The sequence below is a fragment of the Thermomonas brevis genome, assembly GCF_014395425.1.
GTDB lineage: Bacteria > Pseudomonadota > Gammaproteobacteria > Xanthomonadales > Xanthomonadaceae > Thermomonas > Thermomonas brevis.
Window position 1 is genome coordinate 2,897,795 of sequence record NZ_CP060711.1, and the last position, 16,510, is coordinate 2,914,304.

Consider the following 16,510-nt stretch of genomic DNA (forward strand, 5'->3'; position numbering starts at 1 on the left):
GTTCCTCAGGCCTGCGCCAGCCGGGCGTCGATGCGCCGGCGCGCGGGGTGTTGCGGCGGTTCCAGCATCTGCGCCAGCGAGACGTTGCCCAGCGCTTCGGCGACCACGTCGTTGATCCGCCGCCAGTTGGCGCGCACGCCGCAGCTGTGTTCGATGCCGCACTGGCCGCTGGCGACGCTGCATTCGGTCATGCCGAGCGGGCCTTCCATCGCCTCGACGATCTCGACCAGGCTGATCGCCCCGGCCGGGCGCGCCAGCCGGTAGCCGCCGTTGGCGCCGCGGAAGCCTTCCACCAGCCCGGCGGCGGCCAGCGGCTTGAGCACCTTGGCGACGGTGGGCGCTTCCAGGCCGGCGCGCTCGGCCAGCTCCGGCGCGCTCAGCACGGCGTCGGGCCGCGCGGCGAGCACGGTCAGGACGACGGTGGCGTAATCGGTCAGCCGGGTGACGCGGAGCATGACGGGGCGGGGGCGGTTTAATCGGTACTGAAATTGTACGTTTTCGGGCCGCCGCCGCCAAGTTTCAGCGCCTGACCTGCATCAACGCGCGGTCGATCCAGTCGGAAACGGCGCGGGTATAGGCCGAGGGCAGGCCGAGCCGGTCGTTGATCTCGCCGTGTTCCAGCGGCTCCGGCATCACCTGCATCGGCACCGACAGCGCGCCGGCGCGGCGGGCGAACTTGCGCGCTTCGTCGCAGGGCGAGGTCGGGACGCGGCGGGTGCTGGAACAGACCAGCAGCATCGGCAGGCCGTTCCGGCTCAACTGCTGCTGCGGCGAGGCCGAGCGCCAGTAGGCGGGGTCGCTGCCGAACGCGTCGCGGTAGAGCTGCGGCAGCCGCGGCTGGCCCATCAGTGCCGGCACGTCCAGCGCGCCGCTGTCCAGCGACACCACGCCGAGCGGGCGCCGCGCGCCGGCCTGCCGCAGCAGGCCATCGGGATCGCTGCCCAGCAGCGCCACCAGGTGCGCGCCGGCGGAGTGGCCCATCAGAATGGTTTTCGCCGGATCGGCGTTCCATTGGCGCGCGCGCCGCTGCATCGAGGCCAGCGCGGCGGCGACGTCGCGCGCTTGTCGCAGCGGGTCGGCCTCGGGCTCCAGCCGGTAGTCGACGGAGACGAACACGAAGCCGCGCTCCAGCCAGTACGCCGCCTTGTTGCCGACGACGTTGCGCATGCGCTTGTCGCCGTTGCGCCAGCCGCCGCCGTGGACCATGAACAGGATCGGCGTATCCGGCCGCGCGCGGGCGGGCAGGTAGACGTCGTAGCGCTGCTTCGGATCCGGGCCGTAGGCGATGTCGCGCTCGACGCGGGTGCCGGCGGGCAGCGCGGACGCGGCCGGCGCGTCGTGGCCGCGGCGCTGCTCCATGCGCTGGGCGATGCGTTCGCGCAGGCGCTGCTGCGCGGGCGCGGGCGTCGCGGCGGTGGCGAGCAGGCAGAGCGCGAGCAGCGGGGCGATGGCGGTGGCGTTGCGCATGGCGGTCGTTCCGTCGAGAGGGACGAGTGCGGCAACGCATCGCCACGGCGACGGGTTGACCGCAGCGCCGCCAGGTGACAGCTGTCAGCGAGGATGGCTGACGGGTGGCCGTGGTCGCGGCGCGGGCGCTGCGGAGAATGGGCAGCGTCCATTCCGGACACGGGAGATCGTCATGTACAGCCAGACCAAGCCCCATGCCGTCTTCGCCGACACCTTGCAGGCCAAGGTCGGCGAGCTGGTCGAACGCGCCGCCGCCGCCGCGCCGGGCGCGGAGCGCTCGCGCCTGCTGCGCTGGCTGCTGGTCGCGGCGGCCGTGTTCGTGCTGTGGCGGGTCGGTCGCGGTGCGAAGAAGCTGTTCTGGGCGATGTTCGGCATCGCCATGGCGCTGTGGTGGGGCGGCGGCGCGGGCTGGTTCCTGTTCCGCTGACGCCGGGCCGTCGCGCTCAGGCGGCGGGCGCCGGCGGCAGCACCATCTGCATGTAGGGCGGCGGCGGGGTCTGGCCGGGCGGCAGGTAGTCCGGCGCCTTGCCGCCGCCGGGGCCGAGCGTGCGCAGGAAGCGGTAGAGCGCGCGGCGGTCTTCCGGCGTCATGTCGCGCACGTTGTAGTCCGGCATCGGCGGGCGCGTGTGCAGGTTGCCGGTGTATTGCACCCAGCCGGTTTCGTCCATCTCCGCCGCCTTCAGGCGCAGGTTGGCGGGGTAGGTGGTGCCCCACGGGCCGCTGAAGCCGAGCGGCGAGCCGGTCAGCCAGGCGTCCTTCGGCACGTCGCCGCCGCGCTCGCCGTAGCCGGGCGTGTGGCAGTCGTTGCAACCGGCTATGCGGGCCAGGTATTCGCCGCGGGCGGACAGGTTGGCGTCCGGGCTGGCGGCAGCGATGGCCGGCGTGTCGGTGGAGGTCTGGGCCGGCACAGTGCAGGCGGCGAGGAGGGCCAGCGGCAGGCCGGCGAGGAGAAGGCGTGGAGACATTGCAGTGGGATCGGCGGATTCGGACAGCGGGAAATACGCGCCGTCCATCGTCCGCCGGCCACGCGGTGACGGAAACCGTTCAGCTAGGCACAATGGCCGCTCCCCACGCCGCGCCGCACCGATGCCCAAGAAGATCGCCACCCGCAAGTCCGCCATCCACGGCAACGGCGTGTTCGCCGCACTGCCGATCCGGAAAGGCGAGCGCCTGATCGAATACAAGGGCCGCCGCCGCACCCACGAGGAGGTGGACGCGGGCGACAGCGGCGACATCGAGAGCGGCCACACCTTCCTGTTCACCCTCAACGAGGACTGGGTGATCGATGCCAACTTCGAGGGCAACGACGCGCGCTGGATCAACCACAGCTGCGCGCCGAACTGCGAGGCGGTGATGGTGGAGGACGAGGCCGATCCGAAAAATTCCAGGGTGTTCATCGAGTCGGTCCGCGCCATCAAGCCCGGCGAGGAACTGACCTACGACTACGGCATCACCCTGGCCGAGCGCCACACGCCGCGGCTGAAGAAGATCTGGGCCTGCCGCTGCGGCGCGAAGGACTGCACCGGGACGATGCTCAAGCCCAAGCGCTGAGCGCCGGCGATCCTCCGCCTTCCTGCGATGCGCGATCCCTGTCGAAGGTTTACATGACCAACGCCAGTTAGCGAGCGCGCGGCCGCCGGCTAAGGTGCGCGCATTCGCCGCCGAGACGCGGCATCCGGAGTCGTTTATGCGCATGTGGGGACTGCCCGCGTTCTTGCTGCTGTCGATCCCCGCATTCGCGGGGGCGCTTCCCGACAGCGTTGCGGCATCCGCCGCAACGGAGCCTGTTGCCACGCTGAAGCTGGAGCCGTACCGCCGCAGCGTTGCGGTGCGCGTGGTCGCCAACGGCAAGAGCGGCCTGTTCTCCTTCGATACTGCCGGCGGACACACAGTCGTTTCGCCGGAGTTCGCCGCGCGCGTGGGCTGCACGCCGTGGGGTCGCATGGGCGGCTACAACATGACCGGCAAACGATTGGACATGGCGCGCTGCGACGACGTCGGGTTCGAGGTGGACGGATTCCCGTTGGTCGCGCCGGTGGCGGGCGTGATGCAGGTCGCGCCGCTGATGGCGGCGGATGCGGCGCCGATCGATGGACTGCTTGCGCTTGACGTATTCGCGGGTCGGACGATCACCTTGGATTTCGCGGGCGGACATCTGTACGTCGAGTCGCCGGCCAGCGCGGCACGGCGCATTGCCGATGCGCGTGAAATGCCGGTGCGCCTGTCGCGGGAGGCGCAGGGACTGGCGCTGGCAGTGGAAATGGAAGTGCCGACGCCGAACGGCATCGTCCGGTTCGAAGTAGACAGCGGCAACGGCGGAACCCTGCTGGTGTCGAAGGAATACGCGACGCTGTTCGGACTGGATCCAGCGAAGGAGGGGCCGCAGCCGGCGCGCATTCCGCTGGGCGGCGGCATCGTTGCGGAAGGTTTGGCCTTCGTCCCGGAGTTGAATATCGATGGCAATCTGGGAATGCCGTTCCTGAAGGACTGGGTCGTGACCCTGGACCTCGCCGCCGGCCGCATGTGGCTTCGCCGCAGCGACGTGCCGCCGCCGCCGGGCATGGGCGTGCCGCCTGTTCCCGCGCCAGGGAGCTGACGGATGCCTCGTTTCCCACGCACTTCCATGCCCGCCCTGCTTCCACCGTCTCCCTCGATGACCTCCAAGCCTCTTCGCGTTCTGGCGTTCGCCTCGCTGTTTGCCCTGTACCTGCCCGCGTTCGCGGACGATGCGCCCGCGCCGGCCGCGAACGCGAAGATCAAGATCGACGGCGTGATCGATCCGGCCGAATGGCAGGGCGCGCGCCACATCACCGATTTCCGCGACACCCAGCCGCTGACCGGCGCGCCCGGCTCGCTGCCGACCGAGGCCTGGGTCATGGCGACGCCGGAAGGCCTGGCGGTCGCCTTCCGCGCGGTGCAGCCGGTCGGCGTGCCGCGCACGATGCAGAAGATCCAGCGCGACGAGCAGGCGCAGGTCGACCGCGTCAACCTGATGGTCGACTTCGAAGGCGACGGCCGCACCGGCTACAACTTCATGGTCAGCGCCAGCAACGGCATCAACGACGCGGTCATCACCAACCAGTCGCAGTTCAGCACCGACTGGGACGGCAACTGGCAGCACGCCGCCAGCAGCGACGCGGAGGGCTGGTCGGCGGAAATGCTGATCCCCTGGTACATCGCGCCGATGGCCAAGGGCGCGGACGGCAAGCGCGCGTTCCGCATCTATCTCGACCGCGTGGTCGGCGCCACCGGCGAGCGTATGGCCTGGCCGCAGGCCAGCTTCGAGCGCCCGCGCTTCCTGTCCGACTTCGCGCCGATCGAGGTGCCGGCCTACAACACCGCGCTGCTGGCGATCACGCCCTACGCCTCCGGCCTGTACGACAACGTGCGCCACGACAGCACGTTCGACGGTGGCGCCGACATCTTCTGGAAGCCGAACGGCCAGTTCCAGTTGACCGCCACCATCAACCCGGACTTCGGCCAGGTCGAAAGCGACGACCTGGTGGTCAACTTCGGCGCCAACGAAACCTTCTACAGCGACAAACGCCCGTTCTTCACCGAGAACCAGGGCCTGTTCGACTTCACCACGCCTTCGGACTTCAGCCAGTTGCTGTACACCCGCCGCGTCGGCGGCCCGAACGACGACGGCAGCGGTCCCGGCGACATCACCGCCGCGCTCAAGTTCAACGGCAACGTGGGCTCCACCAAGTACGGCATGTTCCTGGCGGAGGAGGGCGACCCGGTCGGGCGCTCGTTCCGCGCGCTGCGGCTGGTGCACGACTTCAGCCAGCAGAACGTCGGCGTGATGCTGACCCAGGTCGAGCATCCGTACCTGGACCGCACGGCGAACGTGCTCGGCGTCGACCACGACTGGCGGCCGAGCGCGCGCTGGACGGTGCGCACCCGCTTGATCGCCAGCGACATCGAGCAGGCCGGGCAGGAAACGCGCGGCAGCGGCGCCACCGTCTGGGCCGACTACGAGATGGAGCGCGGCTGGCGCCAGCAGTACATGGCGATGCACTTCGGCGACAGCCTGGAGATCAACGACTTCGGCTACCTGTCGCGCAACAACCTCAACTACGGCCACTACCAGGTGTCGAAGCGGATCACCGACCTGCCGGCGGACTCCGCGTTCGCCTCGCACGACTGGCGCGCGCGGGTCAGCTTCACCGACAACGACCACGGGATGGCGCTGCAGCGGCAGTTCCGCCTGAGCCGACAGAGCCAGCTGCGCGACGGCAGCAACCTGTACGGCCAGATCAACGTCAACAGCGCGGGCTTCGATGACCGCATCACCCGCGGGCGCAATCCGCTGCGGATGCCGGCGAACTTCAATTCGCACTTCGAGTTCTCGCGCCCGCGCAAGGGCGCCTGGGCTTTCGACGCCTACACCGACGTGATGAGCGGCGGGCTGGCGGGCAACCACCGGATCGGCTGGTCGGCCGGCGTCGCGCCGACCTGGTTCGCCAGCGACGCGCTGAGCTTCACCCTCGATCTCAGCGCCGAGCACGTCGCCGACTGGATGGTCTGGCAGGGCGGCAACACGGTGGGCGAATACGACGAGCGCTCGGTGCAGCTCGACGGCGCGATCAACTGGAACATCGACGATCGCCAGGAGCTGCGGGTCAAGCTGCAGGCGCTGGGGCTGGAAGCGCGCGCGCGGCAGGGCTGGGACGCGCAGCCGGACGGCGGCGTGCTGGCCAGCGCCGCGCCGGTGGGCGACTTCAGCCTGCGCAACCTCGGCTTCCAGATCCGCTACCGCTACGAGCTGGCGCCGCTGTCCTACGTCTACGTCGTCTACGGCCGCGGCGGCGACATGTTCAACGAATACTGGCAGCCATCGGAACGCCTGCTGGGCGATGCGTTCTCGCTGCGCGACGCCGAGCAGCTGGTGGTGAAGTTCACCTACCGCTTCGAGCTGTAGCGCGGGCCGCGCGGCTCACTGCTTCGCCAGCGTCGCCCGCTCGATCCGCCAGTCCGGGTTGCCGCCTTCGACCACGCTGCGGTGCAGGACGTAGCGGCCGGCGTAGCGGTCGATGCGGCCGTCGGCCTGGGTGGCGTCCAGCCGCACCGGGATTTCGATGTAGCGCTGGCCGGCGCCGGCATCGACCGGGCCGGGTGCGCCGATCTCGACGCTGACGCCGGTGGTGCCGGCGAAGCCGTCGGCGAACTGCGCCGGCGTCTGCGGGTTCTGCCGCCACAGCGCGTAGGCGCGGGCGAAGTCGCGGGCGTTGATGGCGGCGTAGTAGTCGCGCAGCACCGCCACCGCGGCTTCGGCGCCGGGCTCGGCCTGTGCGGCGGACGCGTCGGCGGTGGCTTGCGCTGTGTCGCCGGCTTCCGCAGCCTGCGCGGGTTCGGGATCGTCGACGCGGCCTGGGTCGGGCGTGGATGCGCCGGGCGCGGGCATGCCGGTCACCGAGCCGCCGGCCGCGTCGGGTTTTGGCAGGCTTTCCTCGCCGGCGGCGGTGACATCGGTGCCGGCGGGCTTGCGGCCGCCGCAGGCGACGAGCAGGACGGCCAGCGACAGGGCGATCAGGAAGCGGAAGCGGTGCATGGCGTGGTCCGGAAGCGGATGCGCACACGATAGCGCGCATCCGTGAAACCGTCCGCGACGAAGGGCTCAATCCTCGTCGTGGTGCGGCTTGTACGCCTCCGCCAGTTTCTTCTGCACCTGCGCGGGCACCGGCTCGTAGTGGCTGAAGTCCAGCGCGTAGCGGCCGCGCCCAGCGGTGGAGGATTTCAGCTCCGCCGCATAGCCCTCTAGCTCCGACAGCGGCACCTGCGCGCGGATCACGATCTCGCCGCCGCGCGGCGCGTCGGTGCCGCTGATCCGCGCGCGCTTGGAGGCCAGGCCGCCGCTGACGTCGCCCATGTGCTGCTCCGGCGCGCTCACTTCCAGATCCACGATCGGTTCCAGCACCTGCGGCTGCGCCTTCGAGATCGCATCGAGGAAGGCCCGCTTGCCGGCGGCGACGAACGCCACTTCCTTGCTGTCCACCGGATGATGCTTGCCGTCGTAGACCACCACGCGCACGTCCTGCATCGGGTAGCCGGCCACCGCGCCGCCGGCCAGCACCTGGCGCACGCCTTTCTCCACCGCCGGCAGGAACTGGCCGGGGATGGTGCCGCCCTTGACCTCGTCCACGAACTCGAAGCCGGCGCCGCGCGGCAGCGGTTCGATGCGCAGGAACACCTCGCCGAACTGGCCGGCGCCGCCGGTCTGCTTCTTGTGGCGATGATGGCCGTCGGCCTTGTTGGCGATGGTCTCGCGGTAGGCGATGCGCGGCGGGTGGGTCTTCACCTCGACGCCGTGGCGCTCCTTCAGCCGTTGCAGCATCACCCGCAGGTGCAGGTCGGACAGGCCGCGGATCACCGTCTCGTTGGTCTCGCCGTTGTGCTCGACGGCGAAGGCCGGGTCTTCCTCGGCCAGCTTGCCCAGCGCGGTCGCCAGCTTCTGTTCCTGGCCTTTGCTGGCCGGCTCCACCGCCAGCCCGAACATCGGCTTCGGGAACGCCATCGGCGCCAGGTGGATCTGGTCCTCGTCGTGCGAATCGTGCAGCACCGCGTCGAAGTGCAGCTCGTCGATCTTCGCTACCGCGGCGATGTCGCCGGGGATGGCCTGCGCGATTTCGACGTGCTCCTTGCCCTTGAGCCGGAACAGGTGGGCCACCTTGAACGGCTTGCGGCCGTCGTCCACGAACAGCTGCATGTCCTTCTTCACCGTGCCCTGGTGGACGCGGAAGATGCCGAGCTTGCCGACGAAGGGATCGTTGACGATCTTGAACACGTCGGCGATGACGTGCGCGGCGGGATCGGGCCTGGCCTCGATCGGCTGCGCGTCGCCGCCCGTCCCCTTCACGAACGGCGGCGGGTTGGCCTCGCCCGGATGCGGGAGCAGCTTCTCGGCGATGTCCAGCAGTTCCTTCACGCCGGCGCCGCTGCGCGCGGAGACGAAGCAGATCGGCACCAGGTGGCCTTCGCGCAGGCACTGTTCGAAGGCGTCGTGCAGCTCCTGCCCGGACAGGCCGTCCTCGCCGAGGTCGAGGTAGTGATCCATCACCGTCTCGTTGATCTCGACCACCTGGTCGATGGTCTGCTGGTGCCAGCCGGCGACCGGGCCGAGATCGCTGTCGCCTTCGCGGCTGCCGAAGCAGTCGACGACCCGCGCGCCGCCGTCGGCGGGCAGGTTGACCGGCAGCGCCTCCGGGCCGAACTCGGCGCGCAGCGCCTCCACCAGCGCGGCGAGGTCGTGGCCTGCGTGGTCGATCTTGTTGACCACCAGCACCCGGCACAGGCCGCGCTGTTTCGCGTACTCCATCATCCGGCGGGTGCCGTGGGCGATGCCGGCGTCGGCGTCGACCATTACCGCCACGGTTTCCACCGCCGCCAGCGCGGCCAGCGCCGGGCCGCGGAAGTCGGGATAGCCGGGGGTGTCGAGCAGGTTGAGGTGCAGGCCGGCGCGGTCCACGCTGGCGATGGCGGCGTCGATGGAGTGGCCGCGTTCCCTTTCGAGCGGATCGAAGTCGGACACGGTGCTGCCGCGTTCGACGCTGCCTGCCGTCTGGAGTGCGCCACCGGCATGCAGCAGGGCTTCGAACAGGGTGGTTTTGCCGGCGCCGGGGTGGCCCGCCAGGGCCACGTTGCGGATCTGCTGTGTGCTGTAGGACATGAGCCCGTTCCTCCTTCGCGTGCGAATGGACGTGGCGTCATGGCTGTCCGCGCTTCGCGCCGGAGCGTTGGGCGCTCGGCGGGCGGTCATGGCGGGCCTCCACCTTAGCGCAGCCGGGGCGGAAGCGCAGCAGGCGCGGCGCGGACGGGCAGGCTGGCGGCGCGCTGAACGCCGCCGGCGGGGGCGGGCGGCATTCAGCCTCGCGTCAAGCGGCCGGCCGCAGTGTGCGAACCACGCCGGCCTCCTTCGTTCCCGGCGACGGGGATCCACCATGAAGCGTCTCATCGCCAGCCTGCTCGCCCTCGGCCTTGCCGCCGGCAGCACCGCCGCGTTCGCCCAGTCCGGCTACGACCGCTACGACGCGCCGTACGACGGTCGCTACGACGACGGTTACAGCGAAAGCTACCGCACCGGCGGCGACGGCGAGGCCTATTACGACGACGCGCGGGTGATCCGCGTCGATCCGGTGCTGGAGGGCGGCTACCGCACGGTTGCCGGCGACAGCCGCCGCTGCTACGAGACCACCACCGCGGGCGGCTACCGGGACGACGGGTACTACGCCCGCAGCGGCCGCTACGACGACGGCTACGGCCGCCGCCCCTACGGCGACAACGCCAGCCGCTCGATGGCGACCATCGCCGGCGGCGTCATCGGCGCGGTGCTGGGCAGCCACGTCGGCGGCGGCAGCGGCCGGTTCGCCGCGACCACGGTGGGCTCGATGGTCGGCGGCATCGCCGGGCGCGAGATCTACGACCAGAGCCAGCGCACCCGCTACGAGCGGCCGACGACCGTGCGCGTCTGCGATCCCGAGCCGGTGCGCGGCGGCTATGCCGGCTATTCCGGCGGCGACGCCAGCGCCTACGACGTGACCTACGAATACAACGGCCGCCGCTACACCCGGCGCATGGACTACCACCCGGGCGACCGCATCCGCGTGCGCGTCGAGGTGATGCCGCAGTAAGCGGCGGGACGGATGCAGCGAAGGGGCCGGTCGGCCCCTTCGTCGTTTCGGGACGCTCCGGAACTCAGGCGGTCGCCGGGCTCGCGGCGCGGTTGGCGTGGCGCGGGATGCCGTCCTCGTCCAGCAGCTGCTCGATGCGGTTGAACACTTCCGCGCGCGAGAAGGGCTTCTTCATGAAGTCGTCGGCGCCGATGCGCTGCACGTAGAACTGCTCGGTGGCCTGCGCGTTGCCGCTGATCATCACGATCGGGATGTCCTTGGTGACCGGGTCGCGGCGCAGCTTGCGCAGGGCGCTGAAGCCGTCGATGCCGGGCAGCACGATGTCCAGGAAGATCAGGTCGGGCCGCTCGCGGCGGGCGATCTCCAGCCCGCTTTCGCCGTCGTAGGCCACCAGCACGTCGAAGTGGTTCTGCTGGAGCATGCGCTTGAGCAGGGCGACGATGGTCGGCGAGTCGTCGATCACCAGCACGCGGGTGCCGGGGCGGGCGCTGTGGCGCTCGCGCTCGCGCCGCTCCGGACCGCCGTGCGGGTCGGCATCGTCGGCGGCGGCCGGCGCGGAGGAAACGGCCGCCGGCGCATGCCTGACTTCGGCGGCGCGCGCGGCCGCCGGCGCGCCGTCCTGGCGCTTGCGTTTGAACAGGTCGAAAAAGCCCACGCGTCGATGTCCCCGGTTGTGACCCCGGGGCGCATCTTAACGTGGACGGGCGGGATCAGCGCCGGGCGTGCGCGTCCTCGGCCAGCGCGCGGAAGGCGAACAGCCGCGCCGCCTTGCCCCAGGCCAGCGAACCGGCGATGGCGCAGCCCAGCAGCATCGTCAGCAGGAAGCCGCCGACCCCGCCGGCGCCGATGCGCTGGCGCAGCGCCACGATGGCCAAGGCCAGCAGCAGGCTGCACACGGTCGGCACCAGGTAGGCGGACAGCACCGCCAGCGGGCGCCGGCACAGCAGCTTCATCCCGCGCCACCAGGCCTTGAGCGCCGAGCGCAGGCGCGCGTCGGCGGCCAGCCAGCCGCGCCCGGCCTCGACGCCGGCATGGGCCAGCACCAGCAGCAGGCCGCCCACGGCCAGCGCGATGTCGCGCCCGCGGTCGACGTCGGCGGCGAGGATGGCGTGCTCGTGCATCTTCTCGTTGGCGCCGACCGCGCCGGCCATCACCATCGCCGCCACGCCAAGCGGGATCGCCGACCACAGCAGCAGGCGCAGCATCGGGCCGTATTCGCCGATGCCGCCGCGCAGCAGATCGCCGAAGCCGAGCGGGGCGCGGCTGCGCGCGGCGGCCACGGTGGCGCCGGCCAGCAGCGGCGAGAGCAGCAGCATCAGGATGCCGCTGGCCCAGACGCTTTCGGTCAGCACCGCCAGCGGCGATTCGTGGGCCATCAGCGCTTCCACCATCAGTGCCGGCGCCTTGCCGTCGGCGACGACCTGCGCTTGCAGCGAGTGGTTGAGCACGCCGGCCAGCCAGTTCCAGACCGGCAGCGCGCCGAGCAGCCCGCAGAGCAGGGTGGCGATGATCCAGACCAGCAGCAGGCGCCACTGCAGGGCGCCGGCGAGGGCGCGGGGAACGGCGTTGCGGGCGCGGAGCGGGCGATTCGTCGTGTTCATCGGGGCGCGCCTAATCAGAGGGTGGCCAGCAGGGCGAAGAAGGAATGCAGCAGCGTCGCGAAGTCGCCGAACCAGCGGCGCGCGGCCGCGGGCTGCGATTCCAGCGTGCGGCTGTCGTTGAGCTTGTTGGCGTCCATCCGCAGCAGGCCGTCCGGATCGAGCTGGGCCGAGGTCGCCTTGGAACGCGCGGTCACCACGAAGCGCTGCCAGCTTTCCTGCGAAGTCACCGGGAAGTCGCGGTGGCTGCCGTCGGCGAAGTTGATCCGCAGCACCTGCGGCGGCTTGGCCGCGTCGCGGCGCACCACCACCACGGTGCGGTAGGGGAACGCGCCCTGGCCGTCCTTCGCGTCCGGGTGCTTGGCCTTCCACGCCTTGCGGTGCTTCTCGATGGCCGCATCGATGGCCTTGCTGCCCACCAGCACCTGCTTGCCCTTGTACGCGTGGTAGCCGGGCAGCGGCAGCACTTCGTCGCTGGACAGGCGTTCGATGCGGTCGTCGGTGCGGCCGGTGCCGTAGATGTAGGCGTCGAACGCGCCGTTCACGATGTCGGGCTTGCCGGTGCCTTCGGCCAGCGCGTCGCGCAGGTCGGCCAGCGAGGGATGGCGGAACTTCCAGCGCTCGTAGTACAGCTTCATCGCCCGCTCCATCGCGGGCGTGCCCACCAGCGCCTCGATCTGCCGCATCGCGGTGGCGGTGCGCGTGTAGACGGTGTTGTAGCTGCCGCTGGACAGGCGCGCCCACGAGTTGCGGCCGAGCGGGTCGGCCGGATCGCCCAGGCTGGCGCCGAGGCGCTCCATCTCGAACGGGGTGATGCGGGTGCCGATGCCCAGCGCCTTCAGCCACGGCCGGGTCAGCACGATGTCCTGCTTGCGCGAGGTCATCATCCGCTGGTCCCAGTACTCGTTCATGCCCTCGTCGAGCATCGGCTCCTCGAACTCGTTGGAGCCGAGGATGCCGTAGAAGTAGCCGTGGCCGAACTCGTGCACGGTGACGAAGTCCAGCGCGAAGCGGCCGACGCTGCCGGGCTCCACCATGTCGGTGCTGTCGGCGGTGAAGAAGGTCGGGTACTCCATGCCGCCGGCCTCGTCGGCGCCGTAGGGCGGCACCACCGCGGTCGCGGTCCTGTACGGGTAGGCGCCCAGCGTCTTCGAGAAATAGGCCAGCGAATCGATGGTGGCCTGCGCGACCGGCTCGGCGTTGCTGGCGTATTCCGGGTGGTACAGCACCTTGACCTCGACCGGGCCGTTCGGGCCGTTCCAGGTCTTCACCAGCGGCTTGGCGTAGCGCTTGTCGGCGGTCCAGGCGAAGTCGTGGACGTCGTCCTGCAGGTAGCGATGGGTGGTCTTGCCGGCCTTCTCGACCGGCGCGCCGGCCAGCTGGCCGGTGGCGCCGACGGTGTAGTCCTTCGGCACGGTGATGCGCACGTCGTAGCTGCCGTAGTCGGCGTAGAACTCGCTGTGCAGGTGGAACTCGTGGGCGTTCCAGCGCGGCGCGGTGGCGCCGCGTTCGCCCGGCAACTCCAGCACGCCGATCTTCGGGAACCACTGGCCGACCAGGTGGAAGCTGCCGTAGTAGCCGGTGCGCGCGACCACGCGCGGCAGCTGGTCGAAGAAGTCGATGTCCAGCGTGGTGGACGCGCCGGGCGCCACCGGCTGCGGCAGGTCGATGCGGACCACGCTGCGGTCGGTTTTCGGGCCGTCGTCCGGCTGCACGAAGGTCCAGGTCGCCGCCGCGCCGTTCTGCCGCACCTTGTCCAGGCGGATGTAGCCGTATTCGCCGTCCCTGGTGGCGACGTTGCTGCGGAAGCCGCTGCTGCTGGCCCGCTGCTCGGTCATGAAGGTGCTGCCGGGGCCGTCGAAGCCGTTGAGGTACAGGTGCACGTACACGCTGCACACCGGTTGCGCGCTGCGGTTGCGCCAGGTCAGCTTCTGCTTGCCGGCGATGGTGTGCTTGACCGGGTCGAGCTCGGCGTCGATGGAGTAGGCCACCACCCGGTCGGACAGCGTGCCCTGGCCGGTGCGCGCGCCGCCCCAGGCGTCGGCTGCGCTGGCCGTGCGCACCGCGCCGGCATCGGCGGCGGCCAGCGGGATGGCGGCGCAGCCGGCGGCCGGAGCGGCGACGTTGGCGGGTGTCTTGGCGAGTGCGGGAACCGATGACAGCGCGAGCAAGGAGGACAGGGCGACTGCGACCCGGTGGCTGTGCATGGTGTCTCCGGAAAGGGCGATGGAAAGGCGGACAGAAAATACCGCAACGGTGTGCGAAGCGCAGGGACGTGGCAACATGCCGATCGTCACGGTCGAGGAGGGACGAACGATGGCCACCTACGGGGGAAGCTGCCACTGCGGCGGGATCGCGTTTACGCTGGACGGCGCGGTGGAGATGGGGATCGACTGCAACTGCTCGCTGTGCCGGCGGCGCGGCGGCCTGCTGGCGTTCTTTCCGCGCGAGGCGCTGGTGCTGCGCACGCCGGAAGCCGAGGTGTCGACCTACACCTTCAACACCCATGCGATCCGCCACCACTTCTGCCCGGTGTGCGGGGTGGCGCCGTACAGCGAGGGCGTCGATCCGAAGAGCGGGGAACCAATGGTGGCGGTCAACCTGCGCTGCCTGCCGGACCTGGACCTGGCTTCGCTGAAGATCGTGCCGTTCGACGGCGCCAGCATGTGAGCGCGACGGGGACGGCACCGCAACGATGAGCGCCCAGCCCCGCACCGCCAGCATCGAGGCCGCACTGGCCCACGCCCTGCGCCTGCTGGACGCGCAGCCCGCGCTGGCCGCCGAGCAGGCGCACGAAATCCTCGCCGCCGCGCCCGGCCATCCGGGCGCCGAACTGCTGCTGGGCATGGCCGCGAACGCACAGGGCGACTTCGCCCGCGCCGAGGCCATCCTCGATCCGCTGTCGCGCGGGCAGCCGCGCTCGGCCAAGACCTGGCTGGAACTGGCGCGCGCGCGCATCGGCGCCGGCCGGCGGGTGGAGGCGATGCCCTGCCTGGAGCGTGCCGTCGCCTTGCAGCCCGGCCTGTCCGGCGCGTGGCTGGCGCTGGCCGACCTGCGCTTCGCCGCCGGCGACGAGGACGGCGCGGACGCCGCCTATCTCCAGCACGTGCGCCACAGCGCGCACGATCCGGAACTGCTGGCCGCCGCCGACGCGCTGGCGCGCGGCGAACTGCCCGACGCGGAAACCCGCCTGCGCGCGCGGCTGGCGCGCCAGCCCTTCGACGTGGCGGCGCTGCGCATGCTGGCCGAGCTGGCGGCGCGGCTGGGCCGCAACGAGGAAGCGGCGCTGCTGCTCGAACACGCGCTGGAGCGCGCGCCCGGCTTCGACGCCGCGCGCCGCAACTACGCCGCCGTGCTCAACCGCGGCAACCGCCATGCCGAGGCGCTGGCCGAGATCGACGCGCTGCTGGAACGCGCGCCGGGCGACCCGCCGCTGCGCAACATGCGCGCGGTGGTGCTGGGCAAGCTGGGCGACTTCGACGGCGCCATCGCCACCTACGAGGCCGTGCTGGCGCGCACGCCGGAGCAGTGGCAGGTCTGGCTGGGCTACGGCCACGCGCTCAAGACCGCCAACCGCACCGACGACGCGGTGGCCGCCTACCGCCGCGCCATCGCGCTGAAGCCCGGCTTCGGCGGCGCGTGGTGGAGCCTGGCCAACCTCAAGACGGTGCGCTTCGACGCCGCCGACATCGAGGCGATGCGCGCGCAGCTGCGGCGCGGCGACCTCGACGACGACGCCCGCCTGCACTTCGAGTTCGCGCTCGGCAAGGCACTGGAGGACGCCGGCGAGGACGCCGACGCGTTCGCCCACTACGCGCGCGGCAACGCGCTGCGGCGCCGGCAATTGCCCTACGACGCCGCGCTGGGCCGCGAGCGCACCCGCCGCGCGATCCGCACCTACACCCGCGCGTTCTTCGCCGAACGCGCCGGCGCCGGCTGCCCCGCGCCCGATCCGATCTTCGTGGTCGGCATGCCGCGCGCCGGCTCGACCCTGATCGAGCAGATCCTGTCCAGCCACCCGCAGGTGGAAGGGACGATGGAGCTGCCGTCGCTGATCGCCATCACCCGCGAGCTGCGCCAGCGCGAGGGCAACCCGGAAACTACCTCGTACCACGACGTGCTGGCCGGGCTGGACCGCGCGGAACTGGCCGCGCTCGGCGAGGACTACCTGCGCCGCGCGCAGGCGCACCGCCGCGAGGGCCGGCCGCTGTTCATCGACAAGATGCCGAACAACTTCGCCCACGTCGGCCTGATCCACGCGATCCTGCCGAACGCGAAGATCGTCGACGCGCGCCGGCATCCGCTGGCCTGCTGCTTCTCCAACTTCAAGCAGCACTTCGCGCGCGGCCAGGCCTTCAGCTACGGCTTGGCCGACATGGGCGGCTACTACGCCGACTACGTCGCGCTGATGGCGCATTTCGACGAGGTGCTGCCGGGGCGGGTGCACCGGGTGATCTACGAGGACATGGTGGCCGACACCGAGGCGCAGGTGCGCGCGCTGCTGGCCTACTGCGGCCTCGACTTCGACGAACGCTGCCTGCGCTTCTTCGAGAACCGCCGCGCGGTGCGCACGGCGAGTTCCGAACAGGTGCGCAGGCCGATCTACCGCGAGGGGGTGGACCAGTGGCGGCGCTTCGCGCCGTGGCTGGGCCCGCTCGAGGAGGCGCTGGGGCCGGTGCTGGAGCGTTATCCGGCGGTGCCGCCGCCGGAGGAATTGCCGGCCCGGCGCTGAGCGCGCGCAAGACCGGTCGAGCGGCCAGGGGGACGCGGAACCGGAACAACAACGATGAGTGCCACAACTGGAGGGGAGTCCAC

General features: G+C 71.1%; 15 protein-coding genes. 7 read left to right on the forward strand and 8 right to left on the reverse strand.

The features are described from left to right. Positions 1-5: 5 nt before the first annotated feature. Both H9L17_RS13445 and H9L17_RS13450 read right to left on the reverse strand, forming a co-directional pair. A complete protein-coding gene (locus H9L17_RS13445; protein WP_187569928.1) occupies positions 6-455 on the reverse strand; it encodes an SUF system Fe-S cluster assembly regulator in 450 nt (149 codons plus the stop codon). Between the two features lie 64 nt (positions 456-519). Beyond that, positions 520-1,467: an alpha/beta hydrolase gene (locus H9L17_RS13450; RefSeq protein ID WP_187569929.1), complete on the reverse strand. Its 948-nt coding sequence runs from the start codon at positions 1,465-1,467 to the stop codon at positions 520-522. A gap of 172 nt (positions 1,468-1,639) precedes the next feature. Between H9L17_RS13450 and H9L17_RS13455 the strand changes: the two genes are divergently transcribed. Then, positions 1,640-1,894, forward strand: a complete 255-nt coding sequence (locus tag H9L17_RS13455) for a hypothetical protein (RefSeq protein ID WP_187569930.1) — start codon at positions 1,640-1,642, stop codon at positions 1,892-1,894. Between the two features lie 16 nt (positions 1,895-1,910). Here the strand turns inward: H9L17_RS13455 and H9L17_RS13460 are convergent, their stop codons facing one another. Continuing rightward, entirely contained in the window at positions 1,911-2,432 is a 522-nt protein-coding gene (locus tag H9L17_RS13460; RefSeq protein WP_187569931.1) for a c-type cytochrome, read from the reverse strand. Positions 2,433-2,553: 121 nt separating this feature from the next. On the opposite strand from H9L17_RS13460, the gene H9L17_RS13465 reads away from it, so the two are divergent. The 3 genes from H9L17_RS13465 (at position 2,554) to H9L17_RS13475 (ending at position 6,391) form a co-directional block, all read left to right on the forward strand. Then, positions 2,554-3,018, forward strand: a complete 465-nt coding sequence (locus tag H9L17_RS13465) for an SET domain-containing protein (RefSeq protein ID WP_187569932.1) — start codon at positions 2,554-2,556, stop codon at positions 3,016-3,018. Positions 3,019-3,112: 94 nt separating this feature from the next. After that, positions 3,113-4,063, forward strand: a complete 951-nt coding sequence (locus tag H9L17_RS13470; protein WP_187569933.1) for a hypothetical protein — start codon at positions 3,113-3,115, stop codon at positions 4,061-4,063. Between the two features lie 57 nt (positions 4,064-4,120). Further along, complete coding sequence (locus tag H9L17_RS13475; RefSeq protein WP_187569934.1) at positions 4,121-6,391, forward strand: DUF5916 domain-containing protein; 2,271 nt, start codon at positions 4,121-4,123, stop codon at positions 6,389-6,391. Between the two features lie 15 nt (positions 6,392-6,406). Here H9L17_RS13475 and H9L17_RS13480 read toward each other — a convergent pair whose 3' ends face one another. After that, positions 6,407-7,021 (reverse strand): hypothetical protein, encoded by a 615-nt coding sequence (locus H9L17_RS13480; RefSeq protein ID WP_187569935.1) that lies wholly within the window; start codon positions 7,019-7,021, stop codon positions 6,407-6,409. 66 nt (positions 7,022-7,087) lie between these two features. Further along, complete coding sequence (fusA, locus tag H9L17_RS13485; RefSeq protein ID WP_187569936.1) at positions 7,088-9,136, reverse strand: elongation factor G; 2,049 nt, start codon at positions 9,134-9,136, stop codon at positions 7,088-7,090. A 271-nt stretch (positions 9,137-9,407) separates the two neighbouring features. Here fusA and H9L17_RS13490 point away from each other — a divergent pair, with 271 nt between their 5' ends. Continuing rightward, positions 9,408-10,097, forward strand: a complete 690-nt coding sequence (locus H9L17_RS13490) for a glycine zipper 2TM domain-containing protein (protein ID WP_187569937.1) — start codon at positions 9,408-9,410, stop codon at positions 10,095-10,097. 64 nt (positions 10,098-10,161) lie between these two features. On the opposite strand, the gene H9L17_RS13495 is transcribed toward H9L17_RS13490, so the two are convergent. Genes H9L17_RS13495 through H9L17_RS13505 form a run of 3 tightly spaced genes read right to left on the reverse strand, consistent with a single transcriptional unit; the run spans position 10,162 to position 13,902 of the window. Continuing rightward, positions 10,162-10,752 carry a response regulator gene (locus tag H9L17_RS13495; RefSeq protein WP_246455095.1) on the reverse strand — a complete coding sequence of 197 codons (591 nt, stop codon included), beginning with the start codon at positions 10,750-10,752 and terminating at the stop codon, positions 10,162-10,164. A 55-nt stretch (positions 10,753-10,807) separates the two neighbouring features. Further along, entirely contained in the window at positions 10,808-11,698 is an 891-nt protein-coding gene (locus H9L17_RS13500) for a hypothetical protein (RefSeq protein ID WP_187569938.1), read from the reverse strand. Between the two features lie 14 nt (positions 11,699-11,712). Then, positions 11,713-13,902, reverse strand: a complete 2,190-nt coding sequence (locus tag H9L17_RS13505; protein ID WP_187569939.1) for a M1 family metallopeptidase — start codon at positions 13,900-13,902, stop codon at positions 11,713-11,715. A 76-nt stretch (positions 13,903-13,978) separates the two neighbouring features. Between H9L17_RS13505 and H9L17_RS13510 the strand changes: the two genes are divergently transcribed. Further along, positions 13,979-14,365 (forward strand): GFA family protein, encoded by a 387-nt coding sequence (locus H9L17_RS13510; RefSeq protein ID WP_223158060.1) that lies wholly within the window; start codon positions 13,979-13,981, stop codon positions 14,363-14,365. A 25-nt stretch (positions 14,366-14,390) separates the two neighbouring features. Continuing rightward, positions 14,391-16,427, forward strand: a complete 2,037-nt coding sequence (locus H9L17_RS13515; RefSeq protein ID WP_187569940.1) for a tetratricopeptide repeat-containing sulfotransferase family protein — start codon at positions 14,391-14,393, stop codon at positions 16,425-16,427. Positions 16,428-16,510 lie beyond the last annotated feature (83 nt).